Genomic DNA, 19,224 nt, shown 5'->3' with positions numbered 1-19,224 from the left:
GAGGACCCCATGGAACGCACCGTCGTCGTCGCCATCATCGAGGGCCTGCACGCCCGCCCGGCCGCGCTCTTCGCGCAGAAGGCCGGCCAGCAGCCGGTGCCCGTGAAGATCGCCAAGACCGCCGGCGGCGACGCCGTGGACGCCGCGAGCATCCTCGGGATCATGACCCTCGGCGCCTCGGTCGGCGACGAGGTGGTGCTGCGCACCGAGACCGACGGCGACGACGCCAGCACCGCGCTCGACGCCCTCGTCGAGTTCCTGTCGCAGGAAGCGGTGGCCTGACGGACAGGCCCGCCCGGCCGAGCGGGTTCTTCCACTCGGCCGGCTGGCTGTTCGGCGAGATGCTCGTCGGGGCGCTCGTCGGGCTCGTCGCGGCCTTCGTGCTGTCGGTCGACGCCGTCGAGCTCGCGGCGAACCCGGACGCCGCGCTGGCGTGCGACATCAACGCCGTGATCTCGTGCGGCACGGTCGGCACGTCGTGGCAGGCCAGCCTGTTCGGCTTCCCCAACGCGTTCCTCGGGCTGATCGCCGAGTCCGTGGTCATCACCGTGGCCGTCGCGGGCCTGGCCGGCGTGCGGTTCCCGCGCTGGTTCATGACGGCCGCCCAGACCGTCTACCTGCTGGGGTTCGTCTTCGCGTACTGGCTGTTCTGGCAGTCGATGTTCGTCATCGGCGCGCTCTGCCCGTGGTGCCTGACGATCACCGTCTCCACGACGCTGGTCTTCGCGTCGATGCTGCACTGGAACATCCTCGAGGACAACCTCTACTGGCCGGCCCGGATGCAGTCGTGGGCGATGTCGCTGGTGCGCTCCGGCGCGTTCGGCATCCTCACCGCCGCCTGGTTCCTGCTCCTCGCCGCCGTCGTCCTGCTCAAGTACGGCACGGCCCTCTTCGCCTGATGGCGTGAGCGGGCGGGCGGCCCTCTCGTCGAGAGGTGGGCCACCCGCCCGCTCACCGCACCCGGGTCGGTGTCAGAGGCCGAGGGGATCCAGGACGTCGACCAGCTCGCGCCGCACGGCGGACCGGGCGGCGTCGGCGTCGGGTTGCTCCAGGGCCACGCGGGCGAGCTCGCGACACCGCACGAACGACACCTCGGCCAGCACCGCCGCGACGTCCGCGAGCGCCCGCGGCGTCGTGGACAGCGACTTCACGCCGAGGCCCACGAGCACGGGCGCGAGGACGGCGTCGGCCGCCGCCTCGCCGCACACGCCGACCGGCCGGCCGCGGGAGTGCGCGCCCTCGCAGGTGGCGCGCACCAGCTCGAGGACGGCGGGCTGCCACGACGTGGACAGCGCGGCGAGGTCGCCGAGCATCCGGTCGGCGGCCATCGCGTACTGCGTGAGGTCGTTGGTGCCGATGCTGCCGAACGTGGCGTGCTCGAAGACCCACCGCGACCGCAGCGCGGCGGCGGGGACCTCGATCATCGCGCCGGCGCGCCGCAGCCCGTGCGCCTCGCACGCGGCGACGAACGACCGCGCCTCGTCCGTGGTGGCGACCATCGGCGCCATGACCCACACCTCCGCGGACTCGGCCTCGGCGGCCGCGGCGATCGCCTGGAGCTGCCGGTCCAGCACCTCCGGGTGGGCGACGGCGGTGCGCAGGCCGCGGACGCCGAGCGCCGGGTTGGGCTCGTCGTCGGCGGTGACGAAGGGCAGCGGCTTGTCCGCCCCGGCGTCGAGGGTGCGGACGACGACCTTGCGGCCGGCGAACGCGGACAGGACGCCGCGGTAGGCGGCGACCTGCTCCTCGACGGTCGGCTCGACGTCACGCCCGAGGAAGCAGAACTCGGTGCGGAACAGGCCCACGCCCTCGGCGTGCGCGGCGACGGCGGCCTGCGCGGCGTCCGGGTCGGCCACGTTGGCGAGCAGCTCCACCCGGTGCCCGTCGGCCGTGCGGCCGTGGCCGTCGAACTCGCGCTCGACGCGCACCGCGCTGCGCGCGGCCTGGACCTCCGCGTCCGACGGGTCCCGCAGCACGGTGCCGGCGCCGCCGTCGACGACGACGGTCTCGCCGTCGGCGAGGTCCTCCGCGCCCCGGGCCGCGACGACCGCGGGGATGCCGAGCGCGCGCGCCAGGATCGCCGTGTGCGAGGTGGGGCCGCCGCCGCTGGTGACGATGGCGACGACCGCCTCCGGGTCGAGGGTCGCCGTGTCGGCGGGCGCCAGATCCTCGGCGACCAGCACGAACGGGTGGCCGGGCGAGGGCACGCCCGGCGGCCGCACCCCGGTGAGCTCGGCGACGATGCGGTCGCGCACGTCGCGCACGTCGCGGGCCCGCTCGCTCAGCGGCGGGCCGAGCGGCTCGAGCTGCGCGGCGAGCGCGTTCGCGGCGTCCCACACGGCCCGCTCGGGGGTCGCGCCCGACTCGCGCACGCGCCGCTCGGCGTCGGACGCGAGCGTGGGGTCGGCCGCCATCGCGGCGGTCACGGCGAGCACGTCCGCCGCCGTCCCCGTGGCCTGCGCCGCCTGCGCGGCGAGGCGGTCCCGGACGGCGGACGTCGCGGCGCCCAGGCGGGACACCGCGTCGTCGGCACCGGAGCCGTCGGACGTGTCGAGGGCCGCCGCGGGGGGCTCCGGGACGGGGGCCGGCATCGTCACGACGACGCCGGCCGCCCGCCCGGGGCTCACCGGGGCACCGGTGAGGGTGGTGCTCATCAGACGGAGCCCTTCTCCTTCGCGGCGCCCTCGCCACCGGGGGCGCCGCCGGCCGGCACCGCGGCGGCCTCCTTCTGGTCGGTCACCGCCTGGTCGCCGACGACCGCGGCCGTGGCCTCGGGGTCGTCCTCGCGCCCGGGGGTCCGCAGGTTCCACTTCGTGATGACCCACCGGAACAGGAAGTAGTAGAGGACCGCGTAGCCGAGCCCGATCGGGATCAGCAGCAGCGGCATCTCCGCGATGCGGAAGTTCAGCAGGTAGTCGATGACGCCCGCGGAGAATCCGAAGCCGTCGCGGATGCCGAGCGCGTTGACGAGAGCCATCGAGGTGCCGGTGAGGACCGCGTGGATCGCGTACAGCGGGTAGGCGACGTAGACGAACGCGAACTCGAGCGGCTCGGTGACGCCGGTGACGAACGCGACCAGGGCGGCGGAGCCCATGACACCGGCGATGACCTTGCGGTTCTTCGGCTTCGCCGTGTGGATGATGGCGAGCGCCGCGGCCGGCAGGGCGAACATCATGATCGGGAAGAAGCCGGTCATGAACGTGCCGGCGGTCGGGTCACCGTGCAGGAAGCGTGCGATGTCGCCGTTCCACACGGCTCCGGACGCGTCGGTGTAGGAGCCGAACTGGAACCAGGGCAGCGAGTTGAGCAGGTGGTGCAGGCCGATCGGCAGCAGCAGGCGGTTGAGGGTGCCGTAGACGAAGGCGCCCAGCACGGTGGAGCCGGTGACGAAGCCGCCGATCTGGTCGTTGATCAGCCAGTTGAAGGCCGGGTAGATCAGCGCGCCGACGACGGCGATGAGCACCGACATCCCCGCGGTGACGATCGGGACGAAGCGGCGGCCGCCGAAGAACGCGAGGTACTGGGGCAGCTTGATCCGGTAGTACTTCTGGTAGAGCAGCGCCGCGGTGAGACCGATGACGATGCCGCCGAGCACGCCGTAGTCGATCATCAGCTGCTCGCCCTTGTCGTCCAGGCCGAGGACGTACGGGGACAGCACGTCGGTGACGCCCGTGAAGACGAGGTAGCCGATCAGCGCGGCCAGCGCGGTGGAGCCGTCCGACTTGCGGGCGTACCCGACCGCGACGCCGAGCGCGAAGATCAGCGCCAGGTTGGCGAACAGGGCGTTGCCCGCGGCGCCGAGGACGTCGGCCACCGGCTGCATCCACGAGAAGGTGCCGGCGACACCCGCGGGACCACCGAGCATGTCGGGCTGCCCGAGACGCAGCAGCAGGGCGGCGGCGGGCAGCGAGGCGATGGGCAGCATCAGCGAGCGGCCCACCCGCTGCAGCTGGGCAAAGCCGGGGATGCTCCGCTTCTGCTTGGTCTCTGCGACCGTGGTCATGGTTCTCCTCCGATGGATGGCCCGGGGGCGGGCGTGTCCGGCAGGCCGTGCCTGCGTCGTCCGGCGGCAGTGTCGCGACGTCGGGGCGTCATTGCCGGTGCTCCACACGCTGCCACCGGCAGGTTGTCTGGACCACTTGCAGGAAGAGTGGTCTAGACCTCATGATGTGTCAACCCCGCGGTTCGGCGGGGAGGACACCGCACCGGGAGCGGGCCGCGACGCCCGATACTGGTCCCGATGTCGCACAGCACGCAGATCGATGCCGATCACAGGGCAGGACAGGACACGAGGATGGTCAGGGACGGCGCTCGCCCCGGCGAGCACAAGTACCTCGCGGTGCGCGCGTACCTCGCCGACCTCGTCACGACCGAGCTCGCCGTCGGCGACGCGATCCCGTCCGAGCGCAGCCTCACCGAGAAGTTCGGCGTGTCGCGGATGACCGTGCGCCAGGCGATCGACGCGCTCGTCACCGAGGGCGTGCTGGAGCGCGCGCAGGGCCGCGGCACGTTCGTGGCCCCGCCGCGCGCCGACTTCGAGATGCGCCTGACGACGTTCGGCGAGGAGGCGCGGCGCCGCGGCCTCGTCCCCGGCGCCACGGTGCTGCGGCGCGAGCAGCTGCCCGCGCCCGCCGTCGTCGCCGAGGCGCTGGACCGCGAGGTCGGCACCCCGGTGCACCACGTGGTGCGGCTGCGCACCGCCGACGGCAACCCGATGAGCGTCGAGGAGTCGTGGATCCCCGTCGACCTCGCCCCCGACCTGCTCTCCGGCGGCGTGCCCGACAGCATCTACGCGGCGCTGCGCGAGCGCGGCCTCGACCCCACCTGGGGCGAGGAGGTCATCACCGCCGCGGACGCCACCCCCGAGGAGCTCGAGGCCCTGCAGATGCAGGGCTCCCGCGCCGTCATGCGCACCGCCCGGCGCACCTTCGGCGGCGACGCCGCCGTCATGTACTCGCGTGCCAGCTACCGCGGCGACCGGTACAGCGTCTTCGTGCCCCTGCGCGAGGCACGGCCCACGCTCGTCCCCCGCACGCGGTCCGCCGACCCCGGCACCGGCACCGACGCCGGCCGTCCCGTCCAGCCTTCCGAACGCCCCGGACGCATCCCCGAAGGGAGCCCCCGATGAGCACGCCCGACCCCGACGCACAGCTCGCCGCCTCGATCCTCGCCGGCCTCGGCGGGGTGGAGAACATCGAGGAGATCGACCCGTGCACCACCCGGCTGCGGTCCCTCGTCAAGGACCCGGCCCTCGTCGACGCCGCGCTGCTGAAGCGCGCCGGCGCGTTCGGCGTGATGATCAACGGGCGCGTCGTGCAGGTCGTCGTCGGCCCGCGCGTCGACACGATCGCCTCCGACCTCGCCGAGCTCATGTGAGCGCGGCCCCGCACCCCACGCCCCCCGGAATCTCCACCCGGACCCCACCAAGGAGCATCATGAGCAAGGCACAGCAGATCCTCGACGCGCTCGGCGGCGACGACAACATCATCGACCTCGAGCCGTGCATCACCCGGCTGCGCGTCGAGGTCGAGGACCCCGCCAAGGTGATCGACGCCGACCTCACGAAGGCCGGCGCCATCGCGGTCGTGCGCTCCGGCGTCGCCATCCAGGTCATCGTCGGCCCCGAGGCCGACACGCTCGCCTCGGACATCGAGGACCTCCGCTGATGACGGCGCTGACCGTCCTCGCGCCCGTCACCGGCACCGTCGTCGACGTGTCCGAGGTGGACGACCCGGTGTTCTCCGCCGGCCTCGTCGGCCCCGGCCTCGCGATCGAGCCCGACGGCGTCCGCGGGCGCGAGGCGGTCGCGCCCATCACGGGCACGATCGTCAAGCTGCACCCGCACGCGTTCGTCGTGCAGCACGACGACGGCCGCGCCGTGCTCGTGCACCTCGGCATCGACACCGTCAGGCTCGGCGGCGAGGGCTTCACGACCCACGCGTCCGAGGGCGACGTCGTGCAGCGCGGCACCGTGCTGGTCACGTGGGACCCGGCGGCCGTGCGCGACGGCGGCAAGTCCGCCGTCTGCCCCGTCGTCGCGCTCGAGGCCACGCCCGACGCCGTCGACCACCTCGCGCAGGTCGGCACGATGGTCGAGCACGGCGAGGACCTGCTCACCTGGGGCTGACGCACCCGCCGAGGTAGTTCGAGATCTGCCGAGGTAGTTCGCAGGCCCGCGAGGTAGTTCGCTACCTCGCGAGGGCTCGAACTACCTCGGCAGATCTCGAGCTACCTCGGCGAATCGTGGACTACCTCGGCACGAGGGTGACGCCCAGGGCCTCGAGGACGGCGTCGACCGGGTTGCAGTACGTCAGCCCGGTGCCGTCGGCGCCGCCCGTCTCGGAGCCGGCGAACAGCAGGCCGAGCGCGACGCCGTCCTCGCGGTAGACCAGCGACCCGGAGTCGCCGCCGCGCGAGAACGCGCCGCCGGTGCCCTCCACCTCGATCTGGTTGTCGAAGGACAGCGCGCCGAGCTCGTCGCCGTACCCGACGACGACGTCGTCCATCTCGATGGCCGTGACCCGGCCCTGCGTGTGCGCCGTGGTGCGCCCGATCTTCGCCACCGCCTCGCCGCCCACCGCGACGGCCGTGGTGGTCACCGTGCCCACCGGGTACGTCGGGTCGATCTCGACCCCGTCGTCCAGCACGGCGAGGGCCGCGTCCACCGTGGCCGGCTCGCCCGGCGTCAGCGGCACCACCTGCGCGAGGGTGCCGACCCGGTCCTGGGGCGCGCGGCCGCCGTCGGCCGGGCCGGGCTGCACGACGACGTCCCCCACCTGCGCGGACGGCGACCCCGCCAGCACGTGGAAGTTGGACAGGACGTACCGCGCGGCGTCGTCCGCCTTCACCACGAACGCACCGAGCGTCCCCGCGGTGACGTCCACGTGGGCGATCGAGACGCCCGGCCGCAACGGCCGTACCCGGTCGGTCTCCCCGAGGGCCCGGGCCGTGGCGACGGGCGGGCGGACCTGCGCCCCGAGGGTGCGGATGCGGCCGGTGCGGCGCACGTCGACGGCGTCGCCCGCCTCGGCGGCGAGCTTGCGCACGAACGACCGGGCGGTGGGGACCCCGAGGCGGTAGCGCACGGCGATGCCGAAGCCCCCGTCGCCCTGGGGCGCGAGGCCCAGCGAGAGGGTGGGCGCGCGCACCACGTCGGCGGGGGTGGCGTCGTCGCCGACCGCGTACGGGCTGGCGGGCACGCCGTGCCGTTCGGCCAGGTCACGGGCGAAGCCGCTGAGCTGTGCCTTGGTCTCGCGCGCCTGGGTGAGGTCCATGCGGCGAGTCTGGTGCAGACCGGTGACACACCCCGATGTCACAAACCGGCGAGTCGGACATCTCTCCCCGCGTGAGACCCGCACCAGCCCTGCTCGCGCCCGACTTCGACGACGTCCGGCGCGCCCTCACCTGGGCGCTCGACCACGACCTGCACGCTCTCCTCGAGCACCGCCAGGTCGCTCACCTGGGCCACGCCGCGCGACGACGCGCCGACGCCGTCCTCGTGCTCCGCTGGCAGCGCGCCGCCGCCCGCGCGAGCCACGGGCTCTGAGCGCGGCGCAGGCCGCGTCGCCGCTGCTCGGCGCGCGGTATCGCGGGGGCCGTGGCACGGTGAAGCGTCAGGCCCATCCCTCGCCGACGTGGGGCCTCTGCGGGTCCTGACCTTCTTCATCGCTCGGAGGAGAGGCCGCATGACGCACGACGTGACGACCGCACGGACCCGCCGGACCTCGCGGGTGGCCGCTGCGGTCGCGAGCCTGGGGATCGTCGGGCTGCTGGTCGCCGGGGCCACGGCCCCGCCGCTTGCGGGTGCCGAGGTGCCGCCGGTCACGACGACCACGTCGGTCATCACCGTCAAGACGGGCGCCGACCGGCAGTCGACGTCGGAGGTCTCCCTCCTCCCCGGCGTCGGGCTCCAGCTGCGCTACAGCAACCAGGCGGGTGCCGCGGGCGACCTCGTCACGGACGACTGGGGATTCTGCACCTCCGACGCCGACGGGGACTGCAGCTTCGTCGTGCCGCAGACGGACACGGCCACCGGGAGCGGCGGCAACCGCGGGCGGTACTTCCTCGTCGAGCAGACGGGCGCGCCCGCGGGCTTCACGACGAACGCGGCGCTCGGCACCGGCACCACCGCGTCGATGACGTCCCGTCCGTACCGCTTCCTCACCCCGGCCATGCAGGCGGGCGTGACGTACTCCTCCACGGGCGCACCGGGCACCACCCCTTTCATGGTGTCGACCGGCACGGGCCCGACGGCCTCGGGCGGCGTCTGGCAGTCGTCCCGCTCGAACCCGCCGGCGCCCGAGCAGTGCGGCATCGACGTCGCGCTGGTCACCGACGTGTCCGGCTCCGTGGCCGGTCAGATCACGTCCCTCAAGGCGGCGGCGACCCAGTTCGTCGGCGCGCTCACGGGCACGCCGTCGACGATGGGCCTGTACACGTTCGCGAACACCGCCCCCGCCAACACGAGCAACAACGCGAACGTGCCGCGCACCCCCGTCTCCAGCGCGACCAACGCCGCCGCCCTCACCGCCTCGATCAACGGGTACACGGCCGGCGGCGCGACCAACTGGGACGAGGGCCTGTACCAGGTGGTGCCGGAGGCCGCCCAGTACGACATGGTCATCGTCCTCACCGACGGGAACCCGACGCTGTGGGGCAACGGCCAGGGCAACGGGAGCAACACCCGGTTCCGCGAGACCGAGCGGGGGATCTTCTCGGCGAACGCCCTCAAGGCCGCCGGCACCCGGGTCGTGGCGTTCGGCGTCGGCGACGGGTTGACGGCCGAGGGCAGCCGGCAGAACCTGGTGGCCATCTCCGGCCCCGTCGAGGGCTCCGACTACTTCCGCACCACCGACTACGCGCAGGCGGGGGCCGAGCTGCGGGCGATCGCGCTGGCCGGCTGCACCCCGTCGATCAGCGTGGTCAAGCAGGTCGTGCCGCCGGGCACGCCCGACGGCGACATCACCGGGGCCGAGCTCATGCCGGGCTGGACCTTCGACGCCGCCTTCGACGGGGACGCCGTCTCCGAGGGAGACACCACCGCCGTCACCGACGCGACCGGCGGCGTGAACTTCCAGTTCGGCTTCCCGGGCGAGACCGGCTCGGGGTCGGTGACCATCACCGAGACGCTGCAGGGCGGCTTCGTCCCGCACCCGACGGACGGCGACGACGACGGCACGCTCGACAACGCCGTCTGCCGGGACATCTCGCAGCCGGGCGAGCCGCAGGTCGTCCCGGTGGAGAGCAGCGACGACGGGACGGAGTTCACCGCCGACGTGGACCAGGGCTCCGTCCTCACCTGCACCGTGTACAACGAGTCGCCGGTGCCTCCCGCGTCGGTGGTGGTGGACAAGCAGTGGTCGATCAACGGCGCGGACCCGGTGGCCCACGGGTCGCAGCCGTCGGAGCTGACCGCCGGCGCGCTGCTGAACGACGCCTCCGTGCCGTGGGGCGGAGCCGGCACCACCGGGTTCGCCGAGGGCGACGAGGTGACCGTCGACGAGACCCTCGGGGAGACGGGCGCCGGCATGCCGCGCTTCTGCACGCTGACCGACAGCTCGGTCACCGGCCCGGGCGGCGCGGAGGGGGAGCTCGGCGGGTCGTTCACGCTCGACGAGGGTGTCAACACGTTCCTGGTGACCAACGAGGTGGAGTGCACGACGCAGCTCTCCCTGGTCAAGGAGGTGCGCGGCGGCGGCCCGGCCACACCGGAGCAGTGGACGCTCACGGCCCTGGACCCCGACGGCGCCGAAGCGCTCAACGGCACCACGGGCGTCGAGGGCGACGTGATCCCGCAGGCCCTGTACACGCTGACGGAGTCGGGCGGCGACCCGCGGTACGCGCAGTTCGTCGACCCGACGGCCACACCGAGGCCGGGCTCGTCCGGCAGCTGGGTGTGCCGGGAGATCGACGCCGACGGCAACCCCGTTCCCGGCTTCTCCGACGGCCTCAACGGCGGCGTGCAGGTCTTCTTCGGCACGCACGTGGAGTGCACGGCCTACAACGACACGGACCCGCTGCGGCTGCGCAAGGCGGTGGACGACTCGTTCGGCGGCACGGCCGTGCCCGGCGACTGGGAGCTCACCGCGACGCCCCTCGGCGACGACCTCCCGGAGGGGCTCGGACCCCAGACGGTCACGGGCTCCCTCGCCGGTGACGAGGTCTTCCTGCGACCCGGCGTCGAGTATCTCATCACCGAGGACGGGCCGCTCGGCTACGAGCTGGTCGACCAGGTGTGCCGCATCAGCGACGGCGGCGACCGCGTCGGGGACCGGCTGTTCACGATCGAGCTCGTCTGGCCGGAGTCGGCGGACTGCCTGCTCACCAACCGGGCCGTGGGCGCGAGGCTGACGCTCGTCAAGGAGGTCGTCAACGACGACGGCGGCACGGCCGAGCCCGAGGACTGGACGCTGGCGGCCGACGGCCCGACGCCCGTCACGGGCGTGACGGGCGCGGACGAGGTCACCGGGGCCGAGGTGGCGCCCGGCGACTACGCGCTGTCCGAGGACGGGCCCGCGGGCTACACGTCGCTCGGGTGGACGTGCGCCGCCGAGGGCGACCCGCTCGCCGTCGAGGACGACACGGTGACCCTCACCGGAGGCACGGTCGTGACCTGCACGGTGGCGAACGACGACGACGCGGGACCGACCCCCTCGCCGAGCCCGACGCCCTCGGTGACCCCGACACCGACGGCCAGCCCGTCGCCGTCGCCCAGCCCGTCGGCGACGCCGACCACCGCGCCCACGACGCCCCCGTCGGCGGGCCCGGGCGCCCCGGGGAGCGACGGCGGAGACGCCGGTCCGGGCACGTCAGGTGGACCGTGGGGCTCGCTGCCGGTCACCGGGTTCGGCGGCGGCCTGCTGCTGCTCGCCGTCCTGCTCCTCGTGGCGGGGACGGTGACGCTCGTGGTGCGGCGGTCGCGCTCCTGACGACCGCCGCCCGCGGGATCAGGCGCGCAGCAGGCGCCGTACCCCGAGCCGCCGGCCCCGCGCGGTGACGAGGGCCGCCAGCGCGAGACCGCCCAGCCCCCACAGCACGAGCAGGGTCACGCCCATCCCGAGACCGCCGGCCGCGGGCACCACGACCGCCGTCAGGGCGTCGCGCGCGGCACCGATCGGCAGCGCGTCGACCAGCCCCTGCAGGGCGGCGGGCACGGTCGCGACGACGCCCGTCGCGATGAGCAGGACGGCGATCAGCAGGCTGATGCCGCGGCCCAGGTTGCCGAGCCAGCCGAGGAAGCCCTGGTGCACGGCGACGAACGCCACCGACGCGACCGCCCCCACGAGGATCGACCCGACCCATCCCCCCGCGTCGAGCTTCTCGACCGCCGCGAGGATCACGCCGATCAGCGCGCCCGTCCCGGCCCCGACGGCCGCCGGCAGCCAGAACGCGGACAGGGCCAGCCGCACCGAGTCACGCGTCGAGCCCAGGGCCCGCGCCATGACCGGCGGGAACACCGTCATGAGGGCCAGCGCCCCCAGCCACAGCGCCACGACCGCGAACAGCGGGCCCGACGCCCCCGTGCTGATGCCGGACGCCGACGGCGCCGCCACGGGCTCCGCGACCACCGACGCGAGCGTCTGACGCTCGTCGTCCGTGTACGTCGGGATCTGGTTCTTCGCGTCGTCGAGCCCGGAGGCCAGGTCGTCCGCGCCCGACGCGAGCTGCCCGACGCCGCCCGCCAGGTCACCGGCGCCCGAGGCGATGCCCTCGGTGCCGGTCGCGAGCTGGTTCGCGCCGCCCCCGAGCTCGTCCACGCCGGAGGCCAGCCCCTGCGTGCCGGTGGCGAGCTCCCCGGCGCCGCCCGCGAGGGTGGAGGCGCCGGTGCTCAGCGAGCCGAGCCCGTTCGCGAGGCCCCGGGCACCTGCCGCGAGGTCACCGGCGCCGGACGCCGTCTCCTCCATGCCGCCGGCCAGGCCGTCGGCACCCTCGGACAGGTCGTCGACGCCGCCGGCGAGCTCGCCGAGGCCGGTCGCCATCGCCTGGTTGCCGTCCGCGACCTGCCGGGCGCCGTCCTGCAGCTGCCCGAGCTGGTCCGTCTGCGCGGCGAGGCCCGCCTGGGCCTCCTCGATCTGCGCGCAGGCGTCGGCGCTCTGGCCGGCCAGAGCCTTGCCGAGCTCCTCGAGCTGCTGCGGAGTCAGGAGGTCCGCGACCTCCGGCGGGAGCAGCTCCCCCGGCGTGCCGTCGCAGCCCAGCCGGTCGGCCAGGTCCGCCAGCGCGTCGTCGGCCGTGCCGGCCGCGCCGGTGAGGCTGTCGACCAGCCCGTCGACGCCGACCGCGACGCCCGCCGACCCGTCGGCCAGCTGCTGCGCCTGCTCCGGCAACGCGGAGACCCCGGGTGTCTCGGGGGTGCCGTCGTACAGCAGCGCGAGGCCGTCGGAGAGGTCCCTCGCGCCGGCGGCCAGCCCCTTCGTCCCCGCGGCGAGGTCCTCGACCCCGCTCGCGATGCCGTCCGCGCCCGACGCGCTCTGCGAGACGCCGCCGGCGAGCTGGTCCGCGCCCCCGGCCAGGTCGTCCGCGCCGGAGGCGAGCTGGTCCGCGCCGGTGCCGAGCTCGCCCACGCCCGAGGCGAGGTCGCCCGCGCCGTCGGCGACCTGGCCCGCGCCGTCCGCGAGCTGGTCGGCGCCGTCCTGCGTCTGGCCCGCGCCGTCGGCGAGCTGCACGGCGCCGTCCTGCGCCTGCCCGATGCCGTCGGACAGCTCGTTGAAACCGACCAGCACGTTGTCGACGTAGGTCTCGGTGAGCGTGCTCGACATGACGGACGTGGCGGTGGCGGCGACCACGCGGGCGAGCGCGTCGTCGGCCACGCGGCCGCCGGGCGGGGTGCTGACGTCGATGGTGGCCTGCCGGGCCTCGGACGGGTCGTCGTTCCCGTACGAGGTGGCGGCCGCGGAGAAGTCCTCCGGGATGGTCACGACGGCGGCGTAGGTGCCGTTCGCGAGCCCGTCGGCGGCCGACTCCTCGTCGGTGATCGTCCAGTCGAAGTTCGTGGCGTCCTCGGCCGGCTGGGCTGCCTTGGCCCCGTCGGCGGTCTCGCCGCCGCTGACCAGCCCGGACGCGAGCTGGCGGCCCAGCGGCACGGTCTGCCCCTGGACCTCGACCGGCTCGTCGAGGTTGACGATGGCGGCCGGCACCTGGTCCAGCCGGTCCTGCGGGTTCCACAGCGCCGCGAGCAGCAGCCCGAGCACCATGATCGGCAGCAGCGCGACGGCGGCGATGCGCCAGGGGTCGCGGCGCGTCCGGGTGTCGATGGTCGGGGCGGTCATGCCCGCACCTCCTGCACGTGGGTGTCACCCTCGATGGGGTCGTCGATCTCGTCGGTGGCCGCGGGGTCGGGTTCCGCGGGCGCGGGGTGGTGCTCGTCGGCGGGCGCGGGCGGGGGCGGGGGCACGTCCGCGCCGGTGAGCACGCTCGGCGCGCCCCAGCCGGCGCCGACGTCGAGCACGGCGACCTCGCGGCCGGTGCCGTCGTCGAGCAGGTCGGTCGCCGCGACGCCGCTGGCGCCCAGCAGCACCGCCGTCCCGCCGCGCTGCGCCCGGGCGAGCGCGGCGGCGAGCGCCTCGCGGGCCGGGCGGTCGGCGACGGCGTCGGTGCGGTCCACGACCACGACCCGCGCGCCGTCGCGCACCGCGGCGTCGACCGTCGCGGCGGGGCGACCGTGCTCGGCGAGGGCGTCGACGACGGCGACGCGGCCGCGCACCGTCATCGCGCGCTCCGGCAGCACCAGACCGGTCACCTTGACCGCCCCGGCGTCGGGCGACATGCGCCCGGCGAGGGCGAGCAGCAGCGCCGACACGGGGGCCGCGGCGTCGCCGTGCACGCACAGCGCGCCGCCGTCGGGCACCCGCACGCTCACCGGCCCCACGACGGGCGCGTCGCTCCCCTCCGGCCCGGCGACCTCGAGGTCGCGCGCGGCGACGGCGTCCGTGGCGTCGGGCTCCGGCCACGACGCGAGCCGCAGCTCCTTGGTGAGGCCCTCGCCCTCGACGTCGAACGTGGGCAGGACGCGGTCGAGCCAGCGCGGCATGTGCCAGGCCCGGTCGCCCAGGAGATGGAGCACGGCGGGCACGAGCGTCATGCGCACGACGAACGCGTCCACGAGCACGCCGACCGCGAGGCCGAGCGCGATGGGTTTGAGCGTCATGTCGCCCTCGGGCACGAACGCGACGAAGACGGCGAACATGATCACCGCCGCGGCCGTGACCACCTTGGCCGAGCCGAGGAAGCCCGAGCGCACCGCGCGGCGGGCGTCGCCGCCGTGCACGTAGTCCTCCCGGATGCGGGACACGAGGAAGACCTCGTAGTCCATCGCCAGGCCGAACAGCACGCCCATGAGGATGATCGGCATGAAGCTGATGACGGGGCCCAGCTTCGTGACGTTGAGCGCGTCGGCGAGGACGCCGTTCTCGAACACGAGCGTCACCACGCCGAAGGCCGCCCCGACGGACAGCAGGTAGCCGAGCGAGGCCTTGATCGGCACCCAGATCGAGCGGAACACCATCGTCAGCAGCACGAGCGACAGGCCCACGACGACCAGGCCGAACGGCAGCAGCGCGGCGCCGAGCTTGTCCGAGACGTCGATGCCGACCGCGGCGAAGCCCGTGACGGACAGGTCGACGCCGTACTTGTCGAGGTAGTGGTCGTGCTGGTCGCGGATCTCGTTGACCAGGTCCTTGGTCTCCTGCGACGTCGGCCCGCCCTCCGGGACCACCTGGACGATGCCGGTGTCGGCGGTCTCGTTGGGGGTGGAGAGCGGCACGTCGGCGACGCCGGGCAGGTCACCGATCTCGTCGCCCAGCTCGTCCATGAGCTTCACGGGGTCGTTGCTGGTGACGATCGAGCCGGTCACGATCAGGGGGCCGTTGAAGCCCTCGCCGAACTCCTCGCCCACCAGGTCGTAGGTCACGCGGGCGCTGTTGTCCTCCGGCAGCGTGCCGGCGTCGGGCAGCGCGAGGCGGAGGTTCGTGGCCGGCCAGGCGAGGGCGGCGATGGCGCCCACGACGAGCACGATCGTGAGGACCGGGAAGCGGGTGGCGCCTCGCACCCAGCCGTCGAAGAACCGGTTGCGGTGGACGCCCGCGGCCGGCGCGGCGGCGCGCTTGGCCTTCCCCTTCGGCTTGCGGGCGGCGCGCGGGGCACGCGGCCGCAGCCGTTCGCCGGAGAAGGACAGCAGCGCGGGCAGCAGCGTGAGCGAGACGAGGACCGCGATGCCGACCGCCACGGCGGCGGCGATGCCCATCACGGTGAGGAAGGGGATGCCGGCGACGCCGAGGCCCACCAGGGCGATCATCACCGTGAGGCCGGCGAAGATGACGGCCGAGCCCGCCGTCGCGGTGGCGCGCGCGATCGACTCGTCCACCTCGAGCCCGGCGGCGAGCTGCTCGCGGTGCCGGGACACGATGAACAGCGCGTAGTCGATGCCCACCGCGAGGCCGAGCATGAGGCCGAGCATGGGCGTCGTCGAGTTGATCGGGCCGAACACGGTGGCGGTGAGCAGCAGGAGCATCGACACGCCCACGCCCATGAGCGCGTTCACCAGCGGCAGGCCGGCCGCGACGAACGAGCCGAGCGTGATGATGAGGACCACGAGCGCGACGACGACGCCGATCGCCTCGATGATGCTCAGGGCCGGGAACTCGACGCTGAACAGCTCGCCGCCGAGGCTGGTCTGCGACCCCGCCGGCAGGGCGGCGGCGAGGTCGTCGCTCGCGGTGTGCAGCGCGTCCTTGGTGTCCTCGGTGATGACGGACTGGTCGCCGTCGAGCTGGATCGTCAGCAGCGTGGCGGTGTCGTCGTCGTTGACCGACGCGGCCATCTGGTCGTCGTACGGGGAGGTGACGGCGGCGACCTGGTCGAGCTCGCCGAGGTCGTCGACGGTGTCGGTGATCGGTCCGCGCACCGCGTCGTCGTCGATCGTGGAACCGTCGGGGGCGACGACGATGATCTGCGCCGAGGAGCCGCTGACCTGCGGGAACGTGGCGGACAAACTGTCGAGCGCGTCCTGCGACTCGGTGCCCGGGATGGTCACGGAGTTGTCGAAGCCCTGGTAGAGCAGGCCGGCCGCTCCGCCGACGACGGCGAGCACCAGCACCCAGCCGATGACGACGAGCCGCCGGGCCCGGGCGGCCCAGCGGCCGAGGGAGTACAGGACGGAGGACACAGGCTCTCCCGGGACGACGGAGCAGGGATTCGATACGGCACTGTATCCGATGCACGAACGTATCCGATACGTCGCTGTATTGGCTAGAGTGGGCCCGGCCGGGCGCGGCGCCCGCACCGTGCCGGTACCGGCAGCATCCCGAGGAGGACCCCCTGACCACCGAGAGCGTGACTCCCGACGAGGCTACGGTCGGCCCCGGTCGCTCGCCCCGGCGCGAGCGCACCCGCGAGCGCCTGCTCGACGCCGCGTTCCAGGTGTTCGCGCAGGTGGGCGTCCAGGCCGCGTCGATCGAGGCGGTGTGCGAGGCGGCCGGTTTCACCCGCGGCGCCTTCTACTCGAACTTCGCGAGCAAGGAGGAGCTGTTCCTCGCGCTCACGGAGCGCGAGGCGCGCGGCCACCTGGGCGCCCTCGAGCGCGCGGTGACCACCGTCGACCCGGCGGCCCTGCAGACGCCCGAGGGGTTCCGCGCCACCGTGCGGGAGGTCATCGCGTCCGTGCTGCCCGACCCCGCCGCCAAGACGTCCTGGTGCGTGATGGAGCTCGAGTTCGAGCTGCTCGCCCTGCGTGACCCCCAGATCGCGCAGCGCTACGTGGACCAGCAGCAGGTGCTCCGCGGGGAGATGATCGCCGCGCTGAACCGCGTCATGGCCGCCCTCGGCCTGCGCTTCGCCGTCGACGACCACGTGGCCATCGACCTGCTGCTGGGCGCCCACGAGGCCGGCCAGCGGGCGTCGATGCTGCCCGCCGTCACCGCCCGCAAGGACGCGAGCGCCATGCTCGAGGTCCTCGTGGACCTCATCGTCACCCCCGCCTGACCGCCCGCCGCCGGCCGGCTACAGGAAGGCGGGCAGCTCCGGCCCCTCGTCCAGCACGTGCTCGCCCAGGAACGCCAGCACCACCTGGTACCAGACCTTCGCGTGCTGCGGCGCGAGCACCCAGTGGTTCTCGTCCGGGAAGTACAGGAACCGGTGCACGGTGGTCCCGTCGTCGGCGGCGGGCAGCGCCGAGTCGGTGAGCAGCTCGCGCCACAGCCGCAGCCCCTCCCCGATCGGCACGCGGTAGTCCTTGTCGCCGTGCACGACGAGCATCGGGGTCCGGATGTCCGCGACGGACCGGTGCGGGCTGTTCGCCTCCGCCATCTCCGGCGTCATCTCACGCAGCCAGTAGTAGGCGTGGTCGGTGGTGGGGCCGAACTGGTCCAGCGCCCACAGGCTGGCGTGGGTGACGATCGCGCGGAAGCGGTCGGTGTGCCCGGCCACCCAGTTCGCCATGTACCCGCCGAACGACCCGCCCATCGCGGCGGTGCGGCTCTCGTCCACCTCCGGCAGGGCCTCGACGGCGTCGGTGATCGCCATGAGGTCGGTGAACGGCGCCCCGCCCCAGGCGCCCCAGCCGCGCTGCACGAAGTCCTGCCCGTACCCGGTGGACAGCGCCGGGTCGGGCAGCAGGACGGCGTACCCGCGGGCCACCATCAGCCACGGGTTCCAGCGCCAGCTCCAGGCGCTCCACGTGCTCAACGGGCCGCCGTGGATCCACAGCAGCAGCGGCGCGGGCGCGTCCGCGGCAGCGCCCTCGGGCAGCGCGAGCCAGGCGCGCACCCGCGCGCCGTCCGCCGTCGTCGTCTCGACCTCGGTGAGCGTGCCCGGCAGCGCGGGGGCGGGGACGGGCCCGCGCAGCGCGTCGGCGGCGACGGGGGTGCGCCCGCCGGCGGCGCCGGTCGCGAGGAAGGCGGCGAGATCGACCCGCACCGGCTCCGCCGGGGCCGCATAGCTGCTGCGCAGCGCGTACAGCGCCGAGCCGTCGGGAGCGACGCGGACGTCGCTGAACGACGCGTCGTCGCTCGTCACGCGCTCCACCGTGACCGGCTCCTGGCCGCCCAGGCCGCCCGCGCCGAACGTCAGCAGGAACACCGGGCCGCGGCCGTCATCGTCGGCGGTCACGACCAGCCCCGAGCCGTCGGGCAGCCACGCGACGGACGTGGGCCAGCGGTCCCAGTCGTCGGCGAGGATCTCGGGTGCGGCGAGCTCGCCGTCCTGGTCGTCGAGCCGGACCAGGCCGAGCCGCACCTCGGGCGCCTGCTCCGGCGTCGTGATCGTCTCGGACCCGAACGCCACCCACCGCCCGTCCGGCGACACCGCCGGCGCGAAGGCGTCCGCGTCCGGGTCGTCCACCAGCGTCCGGCGCTCCCCCGACGCCGTGTCGACCGCGACCAGCGTGACCCGCCGCGCCGCGCCCGGGTCGGCCACGCCCGACGTCATGACGAGCGTGGTGCCGTCGGCCGTCAGGTCGGCCTCGTGCTCGTCGAGCTGACGCCCCGCGCCGGTCAGCGGGCGCAGCTCGAGCCGGTCGCCACCGCCGAGCGAGCCCGCGAACCGGCGTTCCTCGTCCGGGCCCAGGTCGTGGTCCCAGTGCCGCACCGGGTAGCCGGCGTGCAGGATCGCCGAGAGCTTGCGGTCCGTGCGGTCCTTGCGCAGCGCCGCGTCCTCGGCGAGGCCCGCCGCGCCCGGCAGCACCGGCGCGGAGACCGACACGACGTCGGCCGCGCGGGCCGCGAGGACCCCGCCGACCCCGCCCGGAGCCGTCGCGACGACCCGCGCCTCGCCGCCGCCCGCGGGCAGCAGCCACAGCGCCGCCTTCGGCTCGTCGTCGTCCTGCTCCGCGTCCGGGTCCGGCCGCGCCGACGTGAACAGCACGTCGCCCGAAGCCGCGAACACCGCCGACGACTCGCCCTTGCGGCTGCGCGTCAGCCGCCTCGCCGGGGCGACGCCGGCGGGATCCACCTCCCAGACGGCGGTCGTCCAGCCGGTGCGCTTCGCGTCGAGCGTCTGGACGGTCGTGACGAGGCGTGTGCCGTCCGGGCTCAGCGCGAGCCCTCCCACCCGCGGGAGCTCCAGGTAGCGGTCGAGGTCGTCGAAGGGCGTGGGGGCGTCGTCGTCCTGGCTCACGCGCCCGGTCTACCACAGCCCGCGCCCCCCGGGCGGTCGGGCGGCGACCACGGGGAACACCGGATGAACGTTCGCTGAACTTGTTCGCGGGGGCGCCTCCTGCGGTTGAGCGGGCGACGC

At 74.5% G+C, this 19,224-nt stretch carries 15 protein-coding genes; 9 read left to right on the top strand and 6 right to left on the bottom strand.

Annotated features, from left to right (window positions below; all coding sequences use genetic code 11):
* Positions 1–9 precede the first annotated feature (9 nt).
* Positions 10–282, top strand: coding sequence for an HPr family phosphocarrier protein (locus ACFQ80_RS04875; RefSeq protein WP_430562771.1), 273 nt, complete (start codon positions 10–12; stop codon positions 280–282).
* A gap of 59 nt (positions 283–341) precedes the next feature.
* Positions 342–899, top strand: a complete 558-nt coding sequence (locus ACFQ80_RS04870; protein ID WP_430562770.1) for a vitamin K epoxide reductase family protein — start codon at positions 342–344, stop codon at positions 897–899.
* A gap of 72 nt (positions 900–971) precedes the next feature.
* Here the strand turns inward: ACFQ80_RS04870 and ptsP are convergent, their stop codons facing one another.
* Both ptsP and ACFQ80_RS04860 read right to left on the bottom strand, forming a co-directional pair.
* Complete coding sequence (gene ptsP / locus ACFQ80_RS04865; RefSeq protein ID WP_430562769.1) at positions 972–2,654, bottom strand: phosphoenolpyruvate--protein phosphotransferase; 1,683 nt, start codon at positions 2,652–2,654, stop codon at positions 972–974.
* A complete protein-coding gene (locus ACFQ80_RS04860; protein ID WP_430551650.1) occupies positions 2,654–4,003 on the bottom strand; it encodes a PTS transporter subunit EIIC in 1,350 nt (449 codons plus the stop codon). The genes ptsP and ACFQ80_RS04860 overlap by 1 nt, the downstream gene beginning before the upstream one ends.
* A 291-nt stretch (positions 4,004–4,294) precedes the next feature.
* Here ACFQ80_RS04860 and ACFQ80_RS04855 point away from each other — a divergent pair, with 291 nt between their 5' ends.
* Genes ACFQ80_RS04855 through ACFQ80_RS04840 form a run of 4 tightly spaced genes read left to right on the top strand, consistent with a single transcriptional unit; the run spans position 4,295 to position 6,127 of the window.
* Entirely contained in the window at positions 4,295–5,128 is an 834-nt protein-coding gene (locus tag ACFQ80_RS04855) for a GntR family transcriptional regulator (protein WP_430551649.1), read from the top strand.
* Positions 5,125–5,376, top strand: coding sequence for a PTS transporter subunit EIIB (locus tag ACFQ80_RS04850; protein WP_429765703.1), 252 nt, complete (start codon positions 5,125–5,127; stop codon positions 5,374–5,376). The genes ACFQ80_RS04855 and ACFQ80_RS04850 overlap by 4 nt, the downstream gene beginning before the upstream one ends.
* A gap of 59 nt (positions 5,377–5,435) precedes the next feature.
* Entirely contained in the window at positions 5,436–5,666 is a 231-nt protein-coding gene (locus ACFQ80_RS04845) for a PTS transporter subunit EIIB (protein WP_429735428.1), read from the top strand.
* Positions 5,666–6,127 (top strand): PTS glucose transporter subunit IIA, encoded by a 462-nt coding sequence (locus ACFQ80_RS04840; RefSeq protein WP_430562768.1) that lies wholly within the window; start codon positions 5,666–5,668, stop codon positions 6,125–6,127. Before ACFQ80_RS04845 ends, ACFQ80_RS04840 begins: the two co-directional genes overlap by 1 nt.
* A gap of 121 nt (positions 6,128–6,248) precedes the next feature.
* Here ACFQ80_RS04840 and ACFQ80_RS04835 read toward each other — a convergent pair whose 3' ends face one another.
* On the bottom strand, positions 6,249–7,274 hold the full coding sequence (locus ACFQ80_RS04835) for a hypothetical protein (RefSeq protein ID WP_430562767.1): 1,026 nt from the start codon (positions 7,272–7,274) through the stop codon (positions 6,249–6,251).
* 71 nt (positions 7,275–7,345) lie between these two features.
* Here ACFQ80_RS04835 and ACFQ80_RS04830 point away from each other — a divergent pair, with 71 nt between their 5' ends.
* Positions 7,346–7,546, top strand: coding sequence for a hypothetical protein (locus ACFQ80_RS04830; protein ID WP_430551646.1), 201 nt, complete (start codon positions 7,346–7,348; stop codon positions 7,544–7,546).
* A gap of 139 nt (positions 7,547–7,685) precedes the next feature.
* Positions 7,686–10,928 carry a VWA domain-containing protein gene (locus ACFQ80_RS04825; RefSeq protein ID WP_430562766.1) on the top strand — a complete coding sequence of 1,081 codons (3,243 nt, stop codon included), beginning with the start codon at positions 7,686–7,688 and terminating at the stop codon, positions 10,926–10,928.
* 18 nt (positions 10,929–10,946) lie between these two features.
* Here the strand turns inward: ACFQ80_RS04825 and ACFQ80_RS04820 are convergent, their stop codons facing one another.
* A complete protein-coding gene (locus ACFQ80_RS04820; RefSeq protein ID WP_430562765.1) occupies positions 10,947–13,265 on the bottom strand; it encodes a YhgE/Pip family protein in 2,319 nt (772 codons plus the stop codon).
* On the bottom strand, positions 13,262–16,159 hold the full coding sequence (locus ACFQ80_RS04815) for an efflux RND transporter permease subunit (protein WP_430551643.1): 2,898 nt from the start codon (positions 16,157–16,159) through the stop codon (positions 13,262–13,264). Before ACFQ80_RS04815 ends, ACFQ80_RS04820 begins: the two co-directional genes overlap by 4 nt.
* 167 nt (positions 16,160–16,326) lie before the next feature.
* On the opposite strand from ACFQ80_RS04815, the gene ACFQ80_RS04810 reads away from it, so the two are divergent.
* Positions 16,327–16,974, top strand: a complete 648-nt coding sequence (locus ACFQ80_RS04810) for a TetR/AcrR family transcriptional regulator (RefSeq protein ID WP_430551642.1) — start codon at positions 16,327–16,329, stop codon at positions 16,972–16,974.
* An 18-nt stretch (positions 16,975–16,992) separates the two neighbouring features.
* On the opposite strand, the gene ACFQ80_RS04805 is transcribed toward ACFQ80_RS04810, so the two are convergent.
* Positions 16,993–19,104, bottom strand: a complete 2,112-nt coding sequence (locus ACFQ80_RS04805) for a prolyl oligopeptidase family serine peptidase (RefSeq protein ID WP_430562764.1) — start codon at positions 19,102–19,104, stop codon at positions 16,993–16,995.
* Between the last annotated feature and the right edge of the window lie 120 nt (positions 19,105–19,224).

Source organism: Isoptericola sp. NPDC056578, assembly GCF_042793275.1.
GTDB lineage: Bacteria > Actinomycetota > Actinomycetes > Actinomycetales > Cellulomonadaceae > Isoptericola.
The sequence above is the reverse complement of the archived record's forward strand: the minus strand, read 5'-3'. Positions and strand labels throughout refer to the sequence as shown.

What these genes read in the sequence shown, in the direction of transcription:
- ACFQ80_RS04875 (WP_430562771.1), top strand. Translation starts at nt 10, where the DNA reads ATGGAACGCACCGTCGTCGTCGCCATCATCGAGGGCCTGCACGCCCGC.
- ACFQ80_RS04870 (WP_430562770.1), top strand. Translation starts at nt 342, where the DNA reads ATGCTCGTCGGGGCGCTCGTCGGGCTCGTCGCGGCCTTCGTGCTGTCG.
- ptsP (WP_430562769.1), bottom strand. Translation starts at nt 2,654, where the DNA reads ATGAGCACCACCCTCACCGGTGCCCCGGTGAGCCCCGGGCGGGCGGCC.
- ACFQ80_RS04860 (WP_430551650.1), bottom strand. Translation starts at nt 4,003, where the DNA reads ATGACCACGGTCGCAGAGACCAAGCAGAAGCGGAGCATCCCCGGCTTT.
- ACFQ80_RS04855 (WP_430551649.1), top strand. Translation starts at nt 4,295, where the DNA reads ATGGTCAGGGACGGCGCTCGCCCCGGCGAGCACAAGTACCTCGCGGTG.
- ACFQ80_RS04850 (WP_429765703.1), top strand. Translation starts at nt 5,125, where the DNA reads ATGAGCACGCCCGACCCCGACGCACAGCTCGCCGCCTCGATCCTCGCC.
- ACFQ80_RS04845 (WP_429735428.1), top strand. Translation starts at nt 5,436, where the DNA reads ATGAGCAAGGCACAGCAGATCCTCGACGCGCTCGGCGGCGACGACAAC.
- ACFQ80_RS04840 (WP_430562768.1), top strand. Translation starts at nt 5,666, where the DNA reads ATGACGGCGCTGACCGTCCTCGCGCCCGTCACCGGCACCGTCGTCGAC.
- ACFQ80_RS04835 (WP_430562767.1), bottom strand. Translation starts at nt 7,274, where the DNA reads ATGGACCTCACCCAGGCGCGCGAGACCAAGGCACAGCTCAGCGGCTTC.
- ACFQ80_RS04825 (WP_430562766.1), top strand. Translation starts at nt 7,686, where the DNA reads ATGACGCACGACGTGACGACCGCACGGACCCGCCGGACCTCGCGGGTG.
- ACFQ80_RS04820 (WP_430562765.1), bottom strand. Translation starts at nt 13,265, where the DNA reads ATGACCGCCCCGACCATCGACACCCGGACGCGCCGCGACCCCTGGCGC.